The organism is Kingella oralis (assembly GCF_014054985.1).
In the GTDB taxonomy this organism is placed as follows: domain Bacteria; phylum Pseudomonadota; class Gammaproteobacteria; order Burkholderiales; family Neisseriaceae; genus Kingella_B; species Kingella_B oralis.
Genome location: NZ_CP059569.1, coordinates 680,617 through 698,386 on the forward strand (window position 1 = coordinate 680,617; position 17,770 = coordinate 698,386).

18 protein-coding genes are annotated in these 17,770 nt (G+C 57.8%); 4 read left to right on the forward strand and 14 right to left on the reverse strand.

What is annotated here, in order from left to right; genetic code table 11:
- Positions 1-197 precede the first annotated feature (197 nt).
- Together H3L93_RS03655 and H3L93_RS03660 are read left to right on the forward strand one after the other, a co-directional pair.
- Positions 198-1,781, forward strand: a complete 1,584-nt coding sequence (locus tag H3L93_RS03655; RefSeq protein ID WP_003796785.1) for an inorganic phosphate transporter — start codon at positions 198-200, stop codon at positions 1,779-1,781.
- A gap of 206 nt (positions 1,782-1,987) precedes the next feature.
- The gene (locus H3L93_RS03660; RefSeq protein WP_003796781.1) at positions 1,988-3,349 is read left to right on the forward strand and encodes a hypothetical protein; all 1,362 of its coding nucleotides are present in this window, start codon (positions 1,988-1,990) and stop codon (positions 3,347-3,349) included.
- A 75-nt stretch (positions 3,350-3,424) separates the two neighbouring features.
- Here H3L93_RS03660 and H3L93_RS03665 read toward each other — a convergent pair whose 3' ends face one another.
- The 4 genes from H3L93_RS03665 to H3L93_RS03675 all read right to left on the reverse strand — a co-directional run bounded on the left by H3L93_RS03665 (position 3,425) and on the right by H3L93_RS03675 (position 6,220).
- Entirely contained in the window at positions 3,425-4,228 is an 804-nt protein-coding gene (locus H3L93_RS03665; RefSeq protein WP_003796779.1) for a carbon-nitrogen hydrolase family protein, read from the reverse strand.
- A 185-nt stretch (positions 4,229-4,413) separates the two neighbouring features.
- Positions 4,414-4,548: a hypothetical protein gene (locus H3L93_RS13290; protein WP_281365036.1), complete on the reverse strand. Its 135-nt coding sequence runs from the start codon at positions 4,546-4,548 to the stop codon at positions 4,414-4,416.
- Positions 4,532-5,746 (reverse strand): NnrS family protein, encoded by a 1,215-nt coding sequence (locus H3L93_RS03670; RefSeq protein ID WP_003796773.1) that lies wholly within the window; start codon positions 5,744-5,746, stop codon positions 4,532-4,534. Before H3L93_RS03670 ends, H3L93_RS13290 begins: the two co-directional genes overlap by 17 nt.
- Positions 5,747-5,851: 105 nt before the next feature.
- Positions 5,852-6,220 (reverse strand): hemerythrin domain-containing protein, encoded by a 369-nt coding sequence (locus tag H3L93_RS03675; protein WP_003796771.1) that lies wholly within the window; start codon positions 6,218-6,220, stop codon positions 5,852-5,854.
- Between the two features lie 105 nt (positions 6,221-6,325).
- On the opposite strand from H3L93_RS03675, the gene H3L93_RS03680 reads away from it, so the two are divergent.
- Both H3L93_RS03680 and hemC read left to right on the forward strand, forming a co-directional pair.
- Entirely contained in the window at positions 6,326-6,784 is a 459-nt protein-coding gene (locus H3L93_RS03680) for an RrF2 family transcriptional regulator (protein WP_003796769.1), read from the forward strand.
- A gap of 115 nt (positions 6,785-6,899) precedes the next feature.
- On the forward strand, positions 6,900-7,850 hold the full coding sequence (gene hemC, locus H3L93_RS03685) for a hydroxymethylbilane synthase (protein ID WP_003796767.1): 951 nt from the start codon (positions 6,900-6,902) through the stop codon (positions 7,848-7,850).
- Here the strand turns inward: hemC and H3L93_RS03690 are convergent.
- From H3L93_RS03690 to murG, 10 genes are all read right to left on the reverse strand, one after another.
- A complete protein-coding gene (locus H3L93_RS03690) occupies positions 7,847-8,014 on the reverse strand; it encodes a hypothetical protein (protein ID WP_155803155.1) in 168 nt (55 codons plus the stop codon). The two genes, hemC and H3L93_RS03690, sit on opposite strands and share 4 nt — an antisense overlap.
- Positions 8,015-8,025: 11 nt before the next feature.
- Positions 8,026-8,868, reverse strand: a complete 843-nt coding sequence (locus H3L93_RS03695; protein WP_003796764.1) for a diguanylate cyclase family protein — start codon at positions 8,866-8,868, stop codon at positions 8,026-8,028.
- Positions 8,869-8,998: 130 nt separating this feature from the next.
- Positions 8,999-10,222: a DUF711 family protein gene (locus tag H3L93_RS03700; RefSeq protein WP_003796762.1), complete on the reverse strand. Its 1,224-nt coding sequence runs from the start codon at positions 10,220-10,222 to the stop codon at positions 8,999-9,001.
- A gap of 94 nt (positions 10,223-10,316) precedes the next feature.
- Positions 10,317-10,709: a hypothetical protein gene (locus H3L93_RS03705; protein ID WP_003796761.1), complete on the reverse strand. Its 393-nt coding sequence runs from the start codon at positions 10,707-10,709 to the stop codon at positions 10,317-10,319.
- A 32-nt stretch (positions 10,710-10,741) separates the two neighbouring features.
- Positions 10,742-10,987: a hypothetical protein gene (locus tag H3L93_RS03710; protein WP_003796759.1), complete on the reverse strand. Its 246-nt coding sequence runs from the start codon at positions 10,985-10,987 to the stop codon at positions 10,742-10,744.
- A gap of 260 nt (positions 10,988-11,247) precedes the next feature.
- On the reverse strand, positions 11,248-12,678 hold the full coding sequence (gatB, locus tag H3L93_RS03715) for an Asp-tRNA(Asn)/Glu-tRNA(Gln) amidotransferase subunit GatB (RefSeq protein WP_003796757.1): 1,431 nt from the start codon (positions 12,676-12,678) through the stop codon (positions 11,248-11,250).
- Between the two features lie 2 nt (positions 12,679-12,680).
- Positions 12,681-13,598 (reverse strand): VirK/YbjX family protein, encoded by a 918-nt coding sequence (locus tag H3L93_RS03720; RefSeq protein ID WP_003796755.1) that lies wholly within the window; start codon positions 13,596-13,598, stop codon positions 12,681-12,683.
- A 138-nt stretch (positions 13,599-13,736) separates the two neighbouring features.
- Complete coding sequence (locus H3L93_RS03725) at positions 13,737-15,074, reverse strand: paraquat-inducible protein A (RefSeq protein WP_003796752.1); 1,338 nt, start codon at positions 15,072-15,074, stop codon at positions 13,737-13,739.
- A complete protein-coding gene (gene ppx, locus H3L93_RS03730) occupies positions 15,074-16,573 on the reverse strand; it encodes an exopolyphosphatase (protein ID WP_003796749.1) in 1,500 nt (499 codons plus the stop codon). The genes H3L93_RS03725 and ppx overlap by 1 nt, the downstream gene beginning before the upstream one ends.
- Before the next feature lie 97 nt (positions 16,574-16,670).
- Complete coding sequence (gene murG / locus H3L93_RS03735; protein WP_003796747.1) at positions 16,671-17,747, reverse strand: undecaprenyldiphospho-muramoylpentapeptide beta-N-acetylglucosaminyltransferase; 1,077 nt, start codon at positions 17,745-17,747, stop codon at positions 16,671-16,673.
- Positions 17,748-17,770: the final 23 nt, after the last annotated feature.

The following is a 17,770-nucleotide window of genomic DNA, read 5'->3' on the forward strand; positions in this document are numbered from 1 at the left end:
GCAGCCTGAAATTGGGGAAAGAGGAGTGATGCAAAAAACGCGCACATTGTAGCAGAGTGGCGCGGTTATCCCTATTTTCAGGCTGCCTTTGTTATCTTATGCCCCCCGTTTTGTAAACATATTTTGACGTTTATCACACAAAAATCCCCATCTCGCGTTACAATGCGCCCGTTTTTCGTTTCACCAAAGGGACAATCATGCCGCAGGCACCCAAGCAACAATCTATGCCCAAAGTAAACGCCGCCTTTGCCATCTTGCTCGTTGGCATGGTCGGCTATTTTATCTTTTGGGGGCTGGGCTACACGCATTACCACCAAGTGCCCCTATTCTTGCTGGCAACGCTGTTTGGCGTGTTTATGGCGTTTAACATTGGTGGCAACGACGTTGCCAATTCGTTTGGCACATCCGTGGGCGCAGGCACGCTGTCTGTGCCGCAAGCCTTGTTGATTGCCGCCGTGTTTGAAGTGAGCGGTGCGGTGATTGCGGGCGGCGAAGTAACCGACACCATCCGCACAGGCATTGTGGATTTGAACACGCTGCCCATGCAGCCGCTGGATTTAATCCTAATTATGATGTCGGCGCTGCTGGCAGCCGCGTTGTGGCTGCTGTTCGCCACCAAAAAAGGGCTGCCCGTTTCCACCACGCACGCCATCATCGGCGGCATTGTGGGCAGCTCCGTGCTGCTGGGCTGGCAGTTGTCTGACGGGCAAGGCAGCCCTTTTGCTTTGGTGAAATGGCATGAAATCGGCAGAATTGCCGCATCTTGGGTGCTCTCGCCCATGCTCGGCGGCATCGTGTCCTACACGCTGTACACCATCATCAAGAAAAACGTGCTGGACTACAACGATACCGTCGCCGCGCAACTCAAAGCCATCAAAGCCGAGAAAAAAGCCTATAAAGAACAACACCGCCTGCGCTTTGACGCGCTGGATGAGCAACAAAAAATTGAAGTTTCCACCGCGATGGCACGCGACGCGCAAATCTACGGCGAAGACGATTTTGACCCCGCCGAGCTGGAATCCAATTACTACAAAGGCTTGCACGAAATCAACCAGCGCAAAGAGCAAATTGATGTATTTAAAGCGTTTTACACTTGGATTCCCGCCATTTCGGGCTTGGGCTGTATGCTGATTTCGTCCATGTTGATTTTCAAAGGCTTGAAAAACCTGCATTTGGGCATCGCGCCGATGACCAGCATGTTTTTGATTTTGATGCTGGGCGCGGGCATTTGGGCGGCGACCTTTTTATACGCCAAAAACCTGAAACGCAAAGACATCGGCAAGGCATCGTTTCAGATTTTCTCGTGGATGCAGGTGTTTACCGCGTCGGGCTTTGCGTTTAGCCACGGCGCGAACGATATTTCTAACGCGCTGGGGCCTTTTGCTGTGATTTTGGACGTGTTGCGCGCCAATGATGTGAACGCCTCCGAGCCGTTGCAGCCGATTGTGATGCTTACCTTTGGCGTGGCGTTGATTGTGGGCTTGTGGTTTATCGGCAAGGAAGTGATACACACCGTGGGCAGGGATTTGGCGGAGCTGCACCCATCGTCAGGCTTCACCGCCGAGCTATCCGCCGCTTCGGTGGTGATGGCGGCTTCCGCGCTGGGCTTGCCTGTGTCCAGCACGCATATTTTGGTGGGCGCTATTTTGGGCATCGGCATGGTGAACCGCAATGCGAACTGGAAAATGATGAAGCCGATTGGCTTGGCGTGGGTGATTACTTTGCCTGCGGCGGCGATGTTGTCGGTGGGGTGTTTTTGGGTGTTAGGGATGGTTTTTTGATGGCTCACGGCTGAGATGATTTTCAGGCTGCCTTGATGCGTGTATCGCGTTCATTGAGGCAGCCTGAAAATGTTTTGGCGACATGATGCGCGGTTGCAAGCTGTTTTCAAAACTTTGCCGCATTTCGGCACAGCTGATGCTGGCATATTTTTATCTCGTTTCAGGCTGCCTTAGTTTTCAGGCTGCCTTTATCTTGAAAGCCAATCATGAAAAAATTATTCATCATCTTGTTTGTGCTCGCCCAGCCCATTGTTCTCCCCGCTGCATTGCTAACGGTTTCCTATTTTGTGCGCCAGCACGAGCAACGCCAAGCCGATGAAAGCCTGCGCTTGCTGAAAACCGCGCCACTTGCGCCCAGCGCGGGCGGCGATGCGCTGTTTTTGGTCAATTACGATGTTGCCGATGCCAAAGTGCGCCGCCAATGGATAACGCAATACGGCACAAATGCCTTGCAAGGTGCGGATGAAGCGGCGTTTAACCGCTTGCCCTCAGCCGTTCGCGCCGCCAAATTGCCCAGTATTCCCAAAGATGACTTGGCTTGCCCGCCACGCGATAGCGATTCAGGCTGCCTAGACGCGATGCGCCACGAGTTGCCCGCTTATCGGGAACGCTTGCAACAAGCCGCCAAGCAATTAGCCAACGCCGATGCATTGTCGCAGTATCCAGTGTTTGATTACCGTATCAACAATTTAAGTTCAGACGCATTGCCACCCTTTGCGGCGGTGGCAACGCAACATACGGCGGCGGCGTTGGATTGGGTGGAACATCGCCAAGCGGTTGCGTTGTCGCGCGTGTGCCGCAATCTGAACACAGGGCGCGTGTTGCTGCGCTCACGCGGCGGTTTGCTGGATACGATGGTGGGCAGTGCCATTGTGGCTCGGAATACGGCGTTAGCAGCGGAAATGTTGGCAGAAGAGCCTGCATGGGCAATGCGGTTTCCTGAAGACTGCGCGTTTGCTTTTGCGCCTATTGTGCCCGGTGAAGCCAATTTGTGCGCGGCGATGCAGGACGAATTTCGTTTTTTTGATGAGATGTTGCAAAGTTGGATGGCGAGCGATGCGGCAAAAATGGATGAAAAATCGGCATTTTTGGCGCGGTTGGTGCGCGTTCCTGCGTTGCATCGTGCGCTGTTTTCGTATGAACACACGCGCGGTTTGCACGCCCAAAATTTGGCGCAATTTTGCACGGATGCCGGCAAAGTCGCCGTTCAGCAAGATAAACCATTAGCTGTTGCCGAGCCTGCCCGCGAAACCAAAAGTTTTACCTTGCGCCCTGCGTGTTGGGGCAATTTTGTGGGTTGCGTGGCAACGGATGCTATGCCGAGCTATGCGGCGTATCATGACCGCTTGCTGGATATGCTGATGCAGCAACGCGCGTTTCAGGCTGCCCTTGCGTTATACGAGCTGCCCGCAGCCGAACGCCACGAGGCGTTACCTCAGATTTTGCAGCAACACAGCAGCCCCGCGCGGCAATTGTCGTATGACGAGAAAAAGAAGCAGATTGTTTTTGAACGTTATGATAGCCGTGAGAATGCGGTGGCGAAGGGTGTGGCGGTACGGTTGGATTAATGAAGGCAGCCTGAAAATGGATTTCAGGCTGCCTTGATGTTATGTATCAGAGGCAGCCTGAAAGCCGTTTATTGCTTACAACACGCGATGCTGCAAGGCGGGCAGGCTTGCGCGGATGGCTTGGATGCGGGCTTTATCAATGGTTGCCAGCGCGATGCCTTCGTTTTCAGGCTGCATGGCGATGATGTCGCCCCACGGGTCGATAATCATGCTGTGCCCGAAGGTGCGCCGTCCGTTTTCGTGGGTGCCTGTTTGCGCGGCGGCGACAACATAGCATTGGTTTTCTACGGCGCGGGCGCGCAGCAGTAGTTCCCAATGGGCTTTGCCTGTGGCGTAGGTAAACGCGGCGGGCAGCATGATGAGGTCGGTGGGGGCTTGGGCGCGGAAGAGCTCGGGGAAGCGCAGGTCGTAGCAGATGCCTTGGGCGACACGCCAGCCGTTGATTTCAAGTTGGGGGATGGTTTCGCCTGCCAGCAGGGTGTCGCTTTCGCAATAGCGCTCGCTGGCGGTTTGGTAGTTGAACAGGTGGATTTTGTCGTAGCGCGACAGGCATTCGCCGCTGGGGCTGTATACCAGCAGGCTGTTGTGGACTTTGCTCGGCGTGTTGCTGGCAAGCGGAATGGTGCCGCCGAATAGGTGGATTTGATGCTGCTGGCCGGCTTGGGCGAGCGCGGTTTGCAAGATGCCTGCGCCGTAGGGTTCGGCGTGGGCGAGTTTGTCGGCATCGCGCAGTCCCATAATCGCCCAGTATTCGGGCAGCAGCACCCAGTTTGCGCCTGCGGCGGCGGCTTGGGCGACAAGTTTTTGCATGGCGGCGATGTTGTCGGCGATGCGGGGGGTGCTGGTGAGTTGGATGGCGGCGAGGGTGAGGGTGGTCATGAGGGGGACTCGTGTGATAAGGCAGCCTGAAATGGGATTGAGTGTTTATTTCAGGCTGCCTTGGGGGGGTGTGAAGTGGGCGTGGTCATTGGATGAAGGCAGCCTGCGTAGCGAAGCGGAGTTGCGAAGCTAAAACGAGTGAGCGGGGTTAAACCCGTTTGTTCATTTCAGGCTGCATTTTTTGCTCAATCTGTAACCCAGTAGAGCGTTGTCGGCTTGCTGATGTTGTCCGTCAGAAAATCATATTTGGCGACGAGCCGTCGCCGCTCCATTTTGGTTTTCAGGCTGCCTCTGTTCGCGCGATTAGCCCGCTTTGCCATCAATGCGCGGCTGGGTGAGCCACGGATAATAGCGCACGAAATAAATCGCCAGCGAGGCGGCAAACAGCAGCGCCGAGCAAGCCAGAGCGTGTTGATACCAGCTTGGCGCAAGCAGCAGCACAAACGCGGCGACAACGCGCATGACGGTGGCGGCAATCATCAGCCAAAAGGCGTAGGGCAGGTATTTGGGCGCGGGGTAGATGGTGCGCCCTGTGTGCCCCAGCGCGGTGCGCGTCATCATGCTGAGCGTGAGCAAGCCGATGCCGCCCACGGCGATGAGGTGCGTGCCCAAACTGGTGAGTTTGGGGCTAATAAAGCCCAGCGCCAGCACCACCAGCCCGATGGAGGTAAACACATAGCCCAAATGCAGCGTCCACAGCATTGGCTCGCCCAGAATTTCTTTATGAAACCAGCGTTTGCTTTGCACGCAGCCCATAATGCCGGTAAACAGCAAAAAGTAGAACGCGAGGGCAACGGCGGTTTGCGTCATCATCAGCGCGGCGGCGGCCATCGGTGCGGCAAGCGAGCCGACCATTGCCCATTGCGGGCTATTGATGCGGGGCGTGTTCAGCCGCGTGGACGTGAAAAATGGAATGATGCGCCCGCCCACCAAGCCAATAAAGCCCGCCACCAAAATCAAGCCCGACAGCAAGCCGTTGGTGAGCGCGGCGGGGTGGCTGCCCAGCGCGATGTGGAACGCAAGGTGGCTGCATCCGAGCAAGAATAGCGCGACCACGGCGATGTAGTTGCGCTGGTTGCGGCTCACCCACACGGCTTCGCCCATGCCGTAGCTAGCGAGCCAGTAGAACGCTGTGCCAAAAAGTCCTGTGAGCCAGCCCCACGGCAAAAAGGCGGTGATGCGGGCGGCGATGTAGCAGCCCACAATCGCCATCAGAAACTTGCCGCGCACGGGCGGCTGCCCCGTCCACGTTGCGCCGGCGGTGAGCAAAAAGGCGACCACGACTGCGCCGCCGTAGCCCCACACCATTTCGTGCGCGTGCCACAAGAAGGCGGGCATGGCGCGTGTGCCGGTGTAGCCAAAGCCCCACAGCAAAATGGAAATAACGGCATACAGCGCGGTGAGCAAATAAAGCGGGCGAAACGCCATCGCCCATACAGGATGATTGGGGTTGAGATAGGAAAGCGTGGATTTGGGGATTTGCGGCGGGGTGGGCTCGGCGATGTTTTCTAGGCTCATGGTTGGGTGTCCTTGGGGGTGGTTTGTGGTTATGGATTGTTTTAGCGTTGTTCAATCTTGTTTTCAGGCTGCCTTTTGTGTTTACCGCATCAGGCAGCCTGAAAATCATTCGGGCGGCAAGGCGTTTTGTTCCATCGCGGGGAACAGCTCGCGCTCTTCAAACCGCGCATGGTCGCGCAGCAGCGTGGCGAAGGTGGTGTTCCATTCGGCGCGGTCAAACTGCGCTTCGCGGAACAGGCGGCGCAATTCGGCGTGGTCGTGTTCAAAGCGTTGGCGCAATTCGGGGCGGTTGAGTTTGTCCCACAAGGGCGCGAACAGCGTTTCTTCGTGGATAAAATGCTGTTCTAAATCAACATAATGCTCGGTGATATCTGTTTGATGGTTTTGCTCGGGCGCGCGCAAAATGCGCAGGCACAGGGCAAGGGTGTGATGATGTTCTTGCGATAGCTCAATTAAAACAGAATGGCGTTTCATAATTTGCGTTTCCTATTTATTGTTTTGTTGTGTTGTGTTAAAACTTAATGTATAAGATGCGCGTATTATGAAACTTTGCCCTTAACCCTGCAACAAAATAACAATATGTATTTAACCCAACAAACCGACTATGCCTTGCGCGTGCTGATTTACGCGGCGGTAAACGACCAAAGCCTTGTGAATATTGGCACGATTGCCGAAACGTATAACATCTCCAAAAGCCATCTGATGAAAGTGGTAACCGCGCTGGTAAAAGGCGGTTTTTTAACCAGCATTCGCGGCAAAGGCGGCGGCTTGAAGCTCGCCCAGCCGCCCGAAAAAATCCGCGTGGGCACGGTGGTGCGCGTAACCGAGCCGTTGCAGCTTGCCGAGTGCTTTGGCGATAACAACCAATGCTTGATTACCCCCACTTGCCGATTAAGCCAAATTTTAAACAGCGGCTTAATCGCCTTTATCAACCATTTGGACGGCTACACGCTGGCGGATTTGGTGAACGCGCCCACCTGCGAAATTTTGCGCCCGCCCGCAGGCAACAGCAGCAACATCCCCATCAACCCAGCGTGACAGGCAGCCTGAAACACCGCAATACAGCGCCCAATATCCGCTAATACTTCCACCCCAGCGCAGCCTGAAACCACGCTCCCTTTTTCAGGCTGCCTATTTAATCTCGCCGAATATTATGTCCCATCCTCTTATACCCCAAACCCTCACCATTGCCAGCCGCGAAAGCGCACTCGCCATGTGGCAAGCCCGCCATATCCAAGCCCAACTGCAAAGCCTGTATCCGCAATGCCAAATCCACATCATCGGCATGACCACGCAAGGTGACCAGATTTTAGACAAAACCCTATCCAAAATCGGCGGAAAAGGCTTGTTTATCAAAGAATTGGAAACCGCGCTGCAAGAGAACCGCGCCGATTTGGCGGTGCATTCTATTAAAGACGTGCCGATGGATTTGCCGCAAGGCTTTACGCTGGCGGCGATTGGCGAACGCGCCAACCCGTTTGACGCATTCGTTTCCAACCGCTACACGCGGCTGGAAGAGCTGCCACACGGCGCAATCGTCGGCACATCCAGCCTGCGCCGCGAAGCGCAACTGCGCGCCCGCTTCCCGCATCTCACCATCCGCCCGCTGCGCGGTAACGTGCAAACCCGCCTCGCCAAGCTGGATAACGGCGACTACGACGCCATCATCCTTGCCGCCGCAGGGCTGGAACGGCTGGAACTGCACGAGCGCATCCGAGCTGTGCTGCCCCCCGCCGACAGCCTGCCCGCCGCAGGGCAAGGCGCGCTGGGCATAGAAATCGCCGCGCACCGCACCGATTTGATTGACGTGTTGCTGCCGCTCAACCATGCCAAAACCGCCGCCTGCGTAACCGCCGAACGCGCCCTTGCCCGCGCCTTGGGCGGCAGCTGCCAAGTGCCGCTCGCCGCCTATTGCACGGCAGACGACCACGGCTTGCTCACGCTCAGCGGCTTGGTGGGGCATCCCGACGGCTCGGTGATTCTGACCGCGCAAGCGCAAGCCCCCGCCGCATACGCCGACGCGCTCGGTCGCGCCGTTGCCAAAAAGCTGGCGGATGACGGCGCGCAAGAATTGATTGCGGCGGTGCTGGGCGCAGCGGGCTAAGGCAGCCTGAAAACCAAAATGAAGCAGCGGCGGAATGCCGCCAAATGGTTTGCGGCATCGGGCTGCGTTTGTTCGTTGCCGAAATGCCGGCGAGCCGCCACTGCGCTATATAGGCAGCCTGAAAAACAAAAAACCGCTTGGTTTGATGCCACGCGGTTTTGCATTTTCAGGCTGCCTATTTCAGCAGCGCGCTCGTCCAAATATTGCGGTACGACACATAGCTGATAATCGGAAACACGGTGAACAGCGCAGTGTAAAAAATCAGCATCAAAAGCAAAAAAACCGAGCTGAACCCATCCCGGGCAAACGAAGCGAACCCCGTCATGGCGACCATCCAAACGCCAAACACAAGCGACAGCATCACCACCACAAAGCCCGCCAGCGGCACGATGTTTTTCAGGCTGCCTACCAGGCTCATCCAAATGGCATCCAAGGGCGACACGCCTTGCAGCATAATCAAGGGCAGCACCATCCAGTTGCACAGCAAAAACAGCAATACCATCGGCAGGAAAACCCACGGCGAGCTGCCCGGCTTGGCGATGCCCAGCAGCATGCCCAGCGCAAACGCCGCCAGCATCCAAAACAAAGCCAGTTTGACCAACTGCCCAAATTGTTCGCCAAAGCCTGCAAACAGCCGCCTGAACGCGAATTCGCCGTCTTCCGCCACGCCTGCCGCGATTGCCACAAAGCCCGCCGAAAAAACCATCGGCAGCATGTTGATAAACCACACCACAATCAGCACCACCGCCCACGCCCACATTTCCTTTTGCTGCACGGCTTGGTTTATCCCCAATGCGCCCAGCGCAAACAGCAGCACAGAACCCATCGCTATGATGCTGGCGAACATCAACACCGTCGCCAAAACCCATTGCAGCAGCTTGCCGCCCAGCATCAGCAGCGCGTGTTTGAGCCACACCGGCGCGTCGCCGAGCGGGCGCAGCGCGGGCTGCTCCATCAGATACAGCATGCCGCTGTCGTAGTCGTTGTGGTAGCCGTAGTAGTTGTCGTCGTTTCGCATGGGGTGTCCTTTTCGTTTCAGGGATGGGGGCGGGAGGGCTTTGCCGCATGGAAAACACCAATGTTCATTTTGTTTACGCGGCAAAAAGGCAGCCTGAAAACGGGAAAATGGTTTTCAGGCTGCCTGCTCGCTACGCCACCGCCAGCACGGCGCAGTTGCACAAATCGTCGCTTTCAAACCGGGTGCTGTCGCCGGCTTTCAGGCCGGGCACGGGGAACAGGCGCACGGTGAGCGGTTTGTTCAGGCGGAAGGCGAGGGCGGCGGTGTCGGCCATCACGGCGTTGATTTTGGCGGCGGGGGTGTCGCCGGGCACGGGCACGGTGTCCAACCCGATGCCGCACACGCTGCTGTAGGTTAAAAGCGCGCGCAAGTCGAAGGTGGGCACGCGGCTGGCGGCGGCCAGCCCGCTGTCTTCGGTTACGGCGAGCATCAGCCCGGAAAAGCCGACGGCGCACACGTTGTCCAGCGTTTTGAACACGCGGGTGAGCAGGGCGGAGGCTTCGATGCTGCCGGAGGCGCCGAAATGCGGCACGCGCAGCAGGCGGTAGATTTCCGCCATCGAGGTGCAGTTTTTGGACGGCGCGGCAGAGGTGTCCATGCCGGCGTAGTGCCAGCCCGCGTCCAGCGGCGTGGCGGCAATCACGGCCTGCACGGCGTCGGCGTGATATTGCAGGGCGTGGTGCATGGCTTGGCAGGCCGTCTGCAGAAAGGCGGACTGCTCGGCGGGGCGGTTGTCCAAGGCGCGCAGGGCGGCGGCGAGCAGGTCGGGCGTTTCCAGGCCGACGACGATGCTGCCGTGCGCGTTGCGGTGGTAGCCGGCGGGGAAGTAGGGAATCAGCGGGGCACAGTTGAAATTAACGGTGAAGTTGAAGTTGCCTTCGCCGCGCGGGGTGATGCGGGCGATTTCCTGCACGGCGGCGGTGCAGCGGGCGATTTGCGCGTGGTCGGGAATGCCGTTTGCGTCGGCGGCGACATTGACGCAGGCGTTGGCGAGGTCGCCGAAGTCGCGGATGAGTTCGGGCAGCAGGGCGATTTCGGCGGTGGTGCGGGCTTCGCCTACGGCAAAGCGGATGCGCAGCCCGTTTTGGTTGAGCGAGGACAGGATGTCGCGGATGCGCGCCAAGCCTTGTTTGGCGGAGGCGGGGCTGCTGGTGTCTAAATATTCGCCGAAGGGATTGGCGACGATGCGCACGGATTGGACGGTGTAGTCCGCGGCGGCAAAGGCGGCGGCGAGGCGGTCGCACTGGCGTTTGGCATCCGCCAGCGCGCTCTGCCAGCCTGCCGCATCGGGCGTGAGCGAAACAAAGGCGGTAACGGCGCGGACGCGGCAGAGGTCGGGGGAGTGTAGGTTCATGGCGAATTCTTTCTGTGTGTGGTGAGCAGGGTGGTTTGGATGAGCGCTTAGGCAGCCTGAAAATGGGGTTTGCGGCTTTCAGGCTGCTTTGCCGTCAGTCGCCCCATGCGGCCGTATAGGCGTTGCCGGTGCGGATGCGGCCGGTTTCGGAATCGTAAACTGCGCCGTAATGGCGGCCGATTACGGTGAGCGCGTAGCCGTTGTTGGGTAAGGGCGTGAAATAGCAGTCGCCGCGTCCGGGCAGCTTGGGGTCGTAGAATGCGCATTCGGACGAGGCATCGGGAACGCTTGATCTTTTTCGGCGCAGCGCGTCGGCCAGGTTGTCGGATTGCAGCCGGTGGCTGCGGCGGTAGGCTTCAGTTTCGGCAATCAGGTAGTCCATCCGATCGCGGACGGCGGCATCGTCGCGGTACATATCGGCGGCAAGCATCAATAAGCCGAGCGATACGGCGGCGAGACTGAGGCAGATAAGGCGTTGGTTTGTCATCGGAGAATTGGGAGGCAGCCTGAAAACGGTTTTCAGGCTGCCTTATCGCGGCGGTTTTTCCAACGGCGCAGCAGGCGCGGGAGGAGGATGTACCATTGGGCATAAAAGCCCAGCGTGCTAACAGATGCCGCTATGGCAAGGTACAGGTTGTCGGGCATGCCGTGCTGGGGCAGCAGCCATTCGGGTAGCCACGAGAGCAGAAAGACGGCGGCGGTGCCGAGTGGGAAGCTGAATACGGTTAGCGTGAGCAGAAACGCCAAGCGCGTTTCAAACTGCATTTGCGCGGTGTAGTCGGACGGCGGTTGCGCTGCCCAGTATGAGTCGTTAAGGCAAACATTGGCGGTATTCGCTGCCAGTATCAGCAGCCATAACGCCAGCGGCAGGTAGCGCAGCAGGGGTTTTCCAGTTTGTTTTCATTTGCCGTCTCCTTTTGTGGCAAAGGCAGCCTGAAAATGGGTTTTGTGTGTTTTCAGGCTGCCTTATCCGAATAGGCAGCCTGAAAACGCAGCTTCGGCGAAGCCAAAATAGGTTTGCTGCATCACCCCAGCTTGGCTTTCACCAACTCCTGCACCTGCGCGGGATTCGCCTTGCCTTTGCTGGCTTTCATCACCTGCCCCACAATCGCGTTGAGGGCTTTTTCGTTGCCCGCTTTAAACTGCTCCACGGCTTTGGCGTTGTTGGCGAGCACTTCGTCTACCATCGCTTCAATCGCGCCGGTGTCGGTGATTTGCACCAGGCCGTGTTTTTCAATGATTTGTTCGATTGTGGCTTCGGGTTCCGCCCACATCGCTTCAAAGGCTTTTTTCGCCAGCTTGCTGCTGAGTGTGCCGTCGGCGATTTTGCCCACCAGCGCGGCGAGGCGTTCGGCGGCGATGGGGCAGCCTGAAAGCTCCAAGCCTTCTTTGTTCAACGTCGCCGCCAATTCGCCGTTCATCCAGTTGGCAACCAGTTTGCCCTGTTGGCTTATTTTTGCGGCTGTTTCAAAATAGGCAGCCTGAAAACGAGAAACCGTGAGCAGGCGGGCATCGTATTCGCTTACGCCAAACTCGTTGACAAAGCGCGCCGCCATTTCTTTGGGCAGCTCGGGCATCTGCTCGCGGGCTTTTTGCAGTTGTTCGTCGGAAATGATGACGGGCAGCAGGTCGGGGTCGGGGAAATAGCGGTAGTCGTGCGCGTCTTCTTTCAGGCGCATCACGCGGGTTTCGCCCTTGTCGGGGTCAAACAGCATGGTTGCCTGCTGCACCTTGCCGCCGTCTTCCAAAATCTCGATTTGCGCTTCCACTTCGTAGTTAATCGCCTGCTCTAAGAAGCGGAAAGAATTTAAGTTTTTGATTTCACGGCGCGTACCAAACTCCGCCTGCCCTTTGGGGCGCACGGACACGTTGGCATCGACGCGGAACGAGCCTTCGGCCATATTGCCGTCGCAAATATCCAGCCAAGTTACCAGCCCGTGCAGGGCTTTGGCGTAGGCGACCGCTTCGGCGGCGGAGTGCATTTCGGGTTCGGAAACTACTTCCAACAGCGGCGTACCGGCGCGGTTCAGGTCAATGCCGGTGGCGCCGTTCAAACCTTCGTGCACCGATTTGCCCGCGTCTTCCTCCATGTGGGCGCGGGTTACGTTGATGGTTTTCACTTCATCACCCACCACGATTTCCAGCTTGCCGTGTTCCACAATCGGCAAGTCCAACTGGCTGATTTGATAGCCTTTGGGCAGGTCGGGATAGAAATAGTTTTTGCGGTCGAACACGTTTTTGCGGTTGATGGTGGCGTTCAGCGCCAAGCCGAGCTTAATCGCTTTTTCCACCACTTCGCGGTTCATCACCGGCAGCGTACCCGGCAGCGCGCATTCCACCACGCTGGCGTGCGCGTTCGGCTCGGCGCCAAAGGCGGTACTCGCGCCGCTGAAAATTTTGGATTTGGTGTTGAGTTGGACGTGGATTTCCAATCCGATTACGGTTTCCCAGGTCATGGTTATTCGCTTTCTGTTTTTGTTGAATGATGATTGGACGATGAAAACACGCGCTGCATTTGCGCGGCGATTTCATCCAGCATGGCATAGCGGCGGCGGTACATCGCGCGCTTTTGGCTTTTGATTTCCGTTTCGTCTCTGCGCTCGGGCCGAGCGGGCAGATGCCAATAGCCGTCTTGTTCATGGCGTGTGCCGCCCGCGTTTGCCCAGAGTTCGTCGTAATCAATCTGCACGCGTTTTTTCAACGCCCAGCGCAGTTTCACCTGATTATCTTGCGCGATGCCCAACAGCGGAGTGGTTTTCAGGCAGCCTGAAAACAGTTGCAGCGCGCTAATCATGAATTGTTGCGGGCGCAAGCCGTGCAGCGTTTTGGTCATTTGGCGCACCACGTCTTTGGCGTCTGCCGTGTTGGGGCCTTGCACCGAGCAGACGAGCAGGGCGTTGGGCGGCAAAAAGGCAAACAATGCGGTGTAGATGCGCTCGCCTTGATTGTCGCGCAGCGACAAGGCCCACCAGCCTTCGTCTGATAATTGGTCGTTGCGGTTGAGCCAAAGCTGGTAGCCTTCGGGCAATTCGGACAGCAGGCAATAATAGGGTTTCTGGCTGATTCGGTTAAAGATTTTTGCGCCAAACAGTTTAAACGCGGCTTCCAAATCCGATTGCATGATTTGCCGGCGGCGGGTTGCGCCAAAGCGTTTGTCGGCAAATAGATGCAAAAGCGGATAGGCTTCGCGCTCGTGCCGGTGGAAAAAATATTGCGCGTGCGGCGCGGCGTTCACATAGCGTTCAAAACGGGTGATTTGGCGGTTCATGAGCAGGCGGCGCAGCGCGAATTTGGCGTGGCGCAAGGTGTAGCGCGGTGATGCGGTGTAAACCTGTTTGAAATCGGGGTAGTGAAAAGACAAAGTGCGATGAGTCATGACACAAGCGGAACAAACGAAACAAGGGTTAAGGGTTGAAAGTGATGGCGGCGCGGGCGGTTTGGGGCATGGGGTGCCTGTTCGGGCTGCCTGAAAAAGGGCGGATTATATCAAGCTGCGGGTTTTCAGGCTGCCTATTCATGCTATTTTTTCCGCATCGCGGCGCGTTTTTTCAGGCTGCCTGAGGGCGCCGTTTTCGCCTGCTTTGTCCCACAGTATCCGCACATCGAAAAAATGCGCCGAGAGCATGGTAAGGATGACGACAAGGCAGAAATAAATGGCGGCGGGGCCGGGGGTTACGCGGGCGATGTTGGTGTGAAAGGTGCTCATCATGATGATGATGACAAAGATATCTATCATCGACCAGCGTCCCACGCGCTCGGTGAGGCGGTATTGCACGGATAGGATGCGGATGGGCAGCAGGGGGCGCACGGCGGCGCTGTATAGCAGGATGAGCATGGAGATGATTTTGAGCGTGGGCACGGCGATGCTGGCGCTGAATATCACGCAGGCGATGAAGCGGTCGCCCTTGTTCCACATAAAAATGATGCCGCTCATAATGGTGCTGACTTCTTTTTCCATCGGGTTGGTGGAAATCATAATGGTGAGCAGGTTGGCGGGGAGGTACAAAATCATGGCGGCAAGCAAAAAGCAGGCGGACACTTTCAGGCTGCCGGGGCGGCGGCGAAACAGCTCGGAGCCACACACGCCACAAAATGTTTCGCTGGCAGGGCGGTAAAACAGGCAGCGTTTGCAACACAGGGTATCGGGGGCAGCCTGAAAAAAGGGTTGGCGTTTGGCGCGGCGGATTTGGTAATACACCCAATGGCTGGGCGTGGCAACGGCGGTGCGCAGCAGCAACAGGGCAAGCACGGGCATCAGCCAAAAGGCGGTGCCAAATTTCACCGATGCCACCGCGCTGAGCTTGATATACGCCACCAGCATGGAGATGAAAAACACATCCACCATAATCCATTCTTGCAAACGGGTAAGCAGGCGAGCCGCGCCGAGTAGATAACGCACGTTGCGTTCAAAAATCAACGCGCTGTAAACATAAATACACGACAGCAAAAACACCACGGGCGTGCCAAAAGTGAGCAGGGTAAGCACGATGCCCAGAAAGCTCCATCTGCCGCTGCCGATGAGCGTTATCATCATTTCAGGCAGCGTGAGGCGTGAATACATCCCCGTCATCATCACGCGCACAAAAGGCTGGCTATACACCAGCAGCATCAGAATCAGAGCGGCGATGGCGCAAGCCAGCACAATGGGATAAGGCTCGGGTTCAATGCTCGCCAAATGATGATGGCAACGCGGGCATTCGGCTTCTTGCCCTTGCCGCAGCTTGGGCAGATGCGTTTGCAAGCCGCATTCGGGGCAGCTGACATCATGCGCGGGCAGGGTGGCGTTGGGGAAATAGTGTTTCGCCCATTGGCGTTGGATGCGGCGGTAAAGGGCGTGGCGCAGGCGGGGCATTATTGGGCTACCACGTTGAACCGGTGCTCAATTTTTTGCCATTGCTCGGCTTCTTCTTGCAGCGCGGCAGAGGTGAGCGGGTTGTTGTCCAACCATGCTTGCGGCGCTTTGAGCGTGTAGCTGTTGGTTGGGTTGTCGTATTGCAGCGACAGACCTTGCGGCAGTTGCAGCGGCAGGCGGGCGCGGCAGAACAGCACGGCAAGGCGCAGGGCGAGCACGGCGTGCCAGCGCATGATGTCGTTGCGGTTGAGCGTGTCGGCCATTTTTTTCAAATCGCCGCGTTGTCCCAGCGCGAGCATCGACAGCAGCTCTTGCTCGGGGCGCGAAAAGCCCGACATATCGGCGTTGGCCAGCACATAGGCGGTGTGTTTGTGGTAGGCGGTGTGGGCAATGTCTACGCCCACTTCGTGCAACTGCGCCGCCCAGCGCACATAGTTTGACCAATAATCCAGCTCTTGCACGGTGGCGGTTTGCGCCAAATGGCGCAGCAGTTGCAAGGCAAGCTGCGCCACGCGCTCGGCTTGGTTGCGGCTAACGTGGTAACGCTCTTGGAATTGGCGCACGGTCTGCTCGCGCAAATCTTCGTTGACATTGCGCCCCACGGTGTCAAAAAACACGCCGTCGCGCAAGCCCGCTTCGTTGAACGCCATGCCTGCGATGCCCAGCTCTTCAAACGCCGCCATCATCACCGCCAGCCCGCCGGCAAACACATCCACGCGCTCGGGTTTGATGCCCTCGAGCTTGGCTTTTTTCACGCTGCCCGCATCGGCAATTTTGCGCGCCAGCACGCGCATGGCATCCAGCGTGATGCGTTCGCCCATGTCTTGCGCGGCGATGACGGTGGCGATGGATTTGGCGCTGCCCGATGTGCCCAGCGCGATGTCCCAGCCTTGTTGTTTGTAGATTTTGCTGATGCGCTGGATTTCGCCGCGCGCGGCGGTAACGGCAGCCTGAAAATCCTTTTGGCTGATTTTGTTTTGGAAGAAGCGCTTGGAATAGGTTACGCAGCCCAGCGGCAGGCTTTCGGTGTGGGTGGGCTGCAATTGGCTGCCGAGGATGAATTCGGTTGAGCCGCCGCCGATGTCTATCACCAGCAGCTTTTGCCCGTGGTTGGGATAGGTGTGGATGACGCCCGTGTAGATGAGCCGCGCTTCTTCGCGCCCTGCGATGACTTCAATCGGAAAGCCGAGCGCGGCTTCGGCTTTGGGCAGAAATTGGGCGATGTTTTTCGCCACGCGGAAGGTGTTGGTGGCCACCGCGCGCACTTGCTCGGGCGCAAAGCCGCGCAACCGCTCGCCAAATTGGGCAAGGCATTCCAAGGCGCGGGTTTGGCTTTCTTCGTCTAGGTTTTTGTTGGCATCCAAGCCGCCGGCAAAGCGCACCATGTGTTTGATGTTTTCCACCAGCTGCGGCTGCCCGTTGTTGTTTTGGCAGATTTGCAGGCGAAAGCTGTTGGAGCCTAAATCGACAGAGGCGAGGAGGGAGGCGCAATTTTCCATGGGGGGTTCCTTGTGAACGGGGATGGGGTTTGGGTGTATCGGTAGGCAGCCTGAAAACAGGGGAGAGGCGTTTTCAGGCTGCCTATTTTGTATCAGCCTATTTGGTATCAATCGTATCCAGCACAATCTCGGCGACTTTATCGGCGCTGTGCGGCATGGCGAGCGTGCGGGCGCGGCTTGCCCATGCAAGGCATTGCTCGCGCGTTAAGCCGCCGATGATTTGGGCGAGCTTTTGCGCGGTAAGCTGCGATTGGGGCAGCAGCAAGCCCGCTTCGGCGGCGACCATATAGCGCGCGTTGGCGGTTTGGTGGTCGTCCACGGCGTAGGGGAAGGGCACGAGCAGCGCACCCACGCCGGCGGCGGTGAGCTCGGCGATGGTGAGCGCGCCTGCGCGGCAAATCAGCACATCGGCTTCGCGGTATAGCGCGACCATGTCGTCCACAAATTCAATGCATTGGGCTGCTACGCCTGCTTGTTGGTAGGCGGCTTGCAGCGTGGCTAGATTGCCGCGCCCCGATTGATGCGTGATGCGGGGGCGTTGCGCTTCGGGCAACAGGGCAAGCGCGGCGGGCACGGTTTCGTTGAGCACTTGCGCGCCCAAGCTGCCGCCCACAATGGCGATTTTCAGGCTGCCTTGGCGTTCGGCAAAGCGGCTTTCGGGCGCGGGCAGGGCGGCGATTTCGGCGCGGACGGGGTTGCCCACTAAGCCATCGGGGTATTGCGGGAAGGCTTGGGGAAAGGCGTACAACACGCGCGCTGCCCATTTGGCGAGCCGTTTATTTGCCATGCCCGCCACGGCGTTTTGCTCGTGCACAAAAATCGGCACGCCCAGGAGCTTGGCGGCGAGCCCGCCGGGGAAGGTAACAAAGCCGCCGAAGCCGATGACGGCATCGATGTGGTGTTTGCGGATGACGGCTTTGGCAGCCTGAACGCAGCGCAGCAGCATCAGGGGCAGGGCGAGTTTGCGCAGCAGGCCTTTGCCGCGCACGCCTTTCATGGCGATGAGTTCCAGCGGGATGTTGTGCTGCGGCACAAGGCGCTGTTCCATGCTGTCGTGGCTGCCAAGCCATACAACGTTGTGTCCTTGTTTTTGCAGCGATTGGGCAACGGCGAGGGCGGGGAAGATGTGTCCGCCTGTGCCGCCTGCCATCAGGAGAATGGTTTTGGGAGTCATGGTTGGGCTTTCTGGTTGGGCTG

Excerpts from the sequence above, each read along its gene's own strand:
- H3L93_RS03675 (WP_003796771.1), bottom strand. The coding sequence starts at position 6,220 with ATGAAACGCCATTCTGTTTTAATTGAGCTATCGCAAGAACATCATCAC.
- H3L93_RS03680 (WP_003796769.1), top strand. The coding sequence starts at position 6,326 with ATGTATTTAACCCAACAAACCGACTATGCCTTGCGCGTGCTGATTTAC.
- H3L93_RS03660 (WP_003796781.1), top strand. The coding sequence starts at position 1,988 with ATGAAAAAATTATTCATCATCTTGTTTGTGCTCGCCCAGCCCATTGTT.
- H3L93_RS03720 (WP_003796755.1), bottom strand. The coding sequence starts at position 13,598 with ATGACTCATCGCACTTTGTCTTTTCACTACCCCGATTTCAAACAGGTT.
- H3L93_RS03655 (WP_003796785.1), top strand. The coding sequence starts at position 198 with ATGCCGCAGGCACCCAAGCAACAATCTATGCCCAAAGTAAACGCCGCC.
- H3L93_RS03670 (WP_003796773.1), bottom strand. The coding sequence starts at position 5,746 with ATGAGCCTAGAAAACATCGCCGAGCCCACCCCGCCGCAAATCCCCAAA.
- H3L93_RS03690 (WP_155803155.1), bottom strand. The coding sequence starts at position 8,014 with ATGCAAAACCGCGTGGCATCAAACCAAGCGGTTTTTTGTTTTTCAGGC.
- H3L93_RS03705 (WP_003796761.1), bottom strand. The coding sequence starts at position 10,709 with ATGACAAACCAACGCCTTATCTGCCTCAGTCTCGCCGCCGTATCGCTC.
- H3L93_RS03695 (WP_003796764.1), bottom strand. The coding sequence starts at position 8,868 with ATGCGAAACGACGACAACTACTACGGCTACCACAACGACTACGACAGC.
- ppx (WP_003796749.1), bottom strand. The coding sequence starts at position 16,573 with ATGGAAAATTGCGCCTCCCTCCTCGCCTCTGTCGATTTAGGCTCCAAC.
- H3L93_RS13290 (WP_281365036.1), bottom strand. The coding sequence starts at position 4,548 with ATGGCAAAGCGGGCTAATCGCGCGAACAGAGGCAGCCTGAAAACCAAA.
- gatB (WP_003796757.1), bottom strand. The coding sequence starts at position 12,678 with ATGACCTGGGAAACCGTAATCGGATTGGAAATCCACGTCCAACTCAAC.
- H3L93_RS03710 (WP_003796759.1), bottom strand. The coding sequence starts at position 10,987 with ATGCAGTTTGAAACGCGCTTGGCGTTTCTGCTCACGCTAACCGTATTC.
- hemC (WP_003796767.1), top strand. The coding sequence starts at position 6,900 with ATGTCCCATCCTCTTATACCCCAAACCCTCACCATTGCCAGCCGCGAA.
- murG (WP_003796747.1), bottom strand. The coding sequence starts at position 17,747 with ATGACTCCCAAAACCATTCTCCTGATGGCAGGCGGCACAGGCGGACAC.
- H3L93_RS03700 (WP_003796762.1), bottom strand. The coding sequence starts at position 10,222 with ATGAACCTACACTCCCCCGACCTCTGCCGCGTCCGCGCCGTTACCGCC.
- H3L93_RS03665 (WP_003796779.1), bottom strand. The coding sequence starts at position 4,228 with ATGACCACCCTCACCCTCGCCGCCATCCAACTCACCAGCACCCCCCGC.
- H3L93_RS03725 (WP_003796752.1), bottom strand. The coding sequence starts at position 15,074 with ATGCCCCGCCTGCGCCACGCCCTTTACCGCCGCATCCAACGCCAATGG.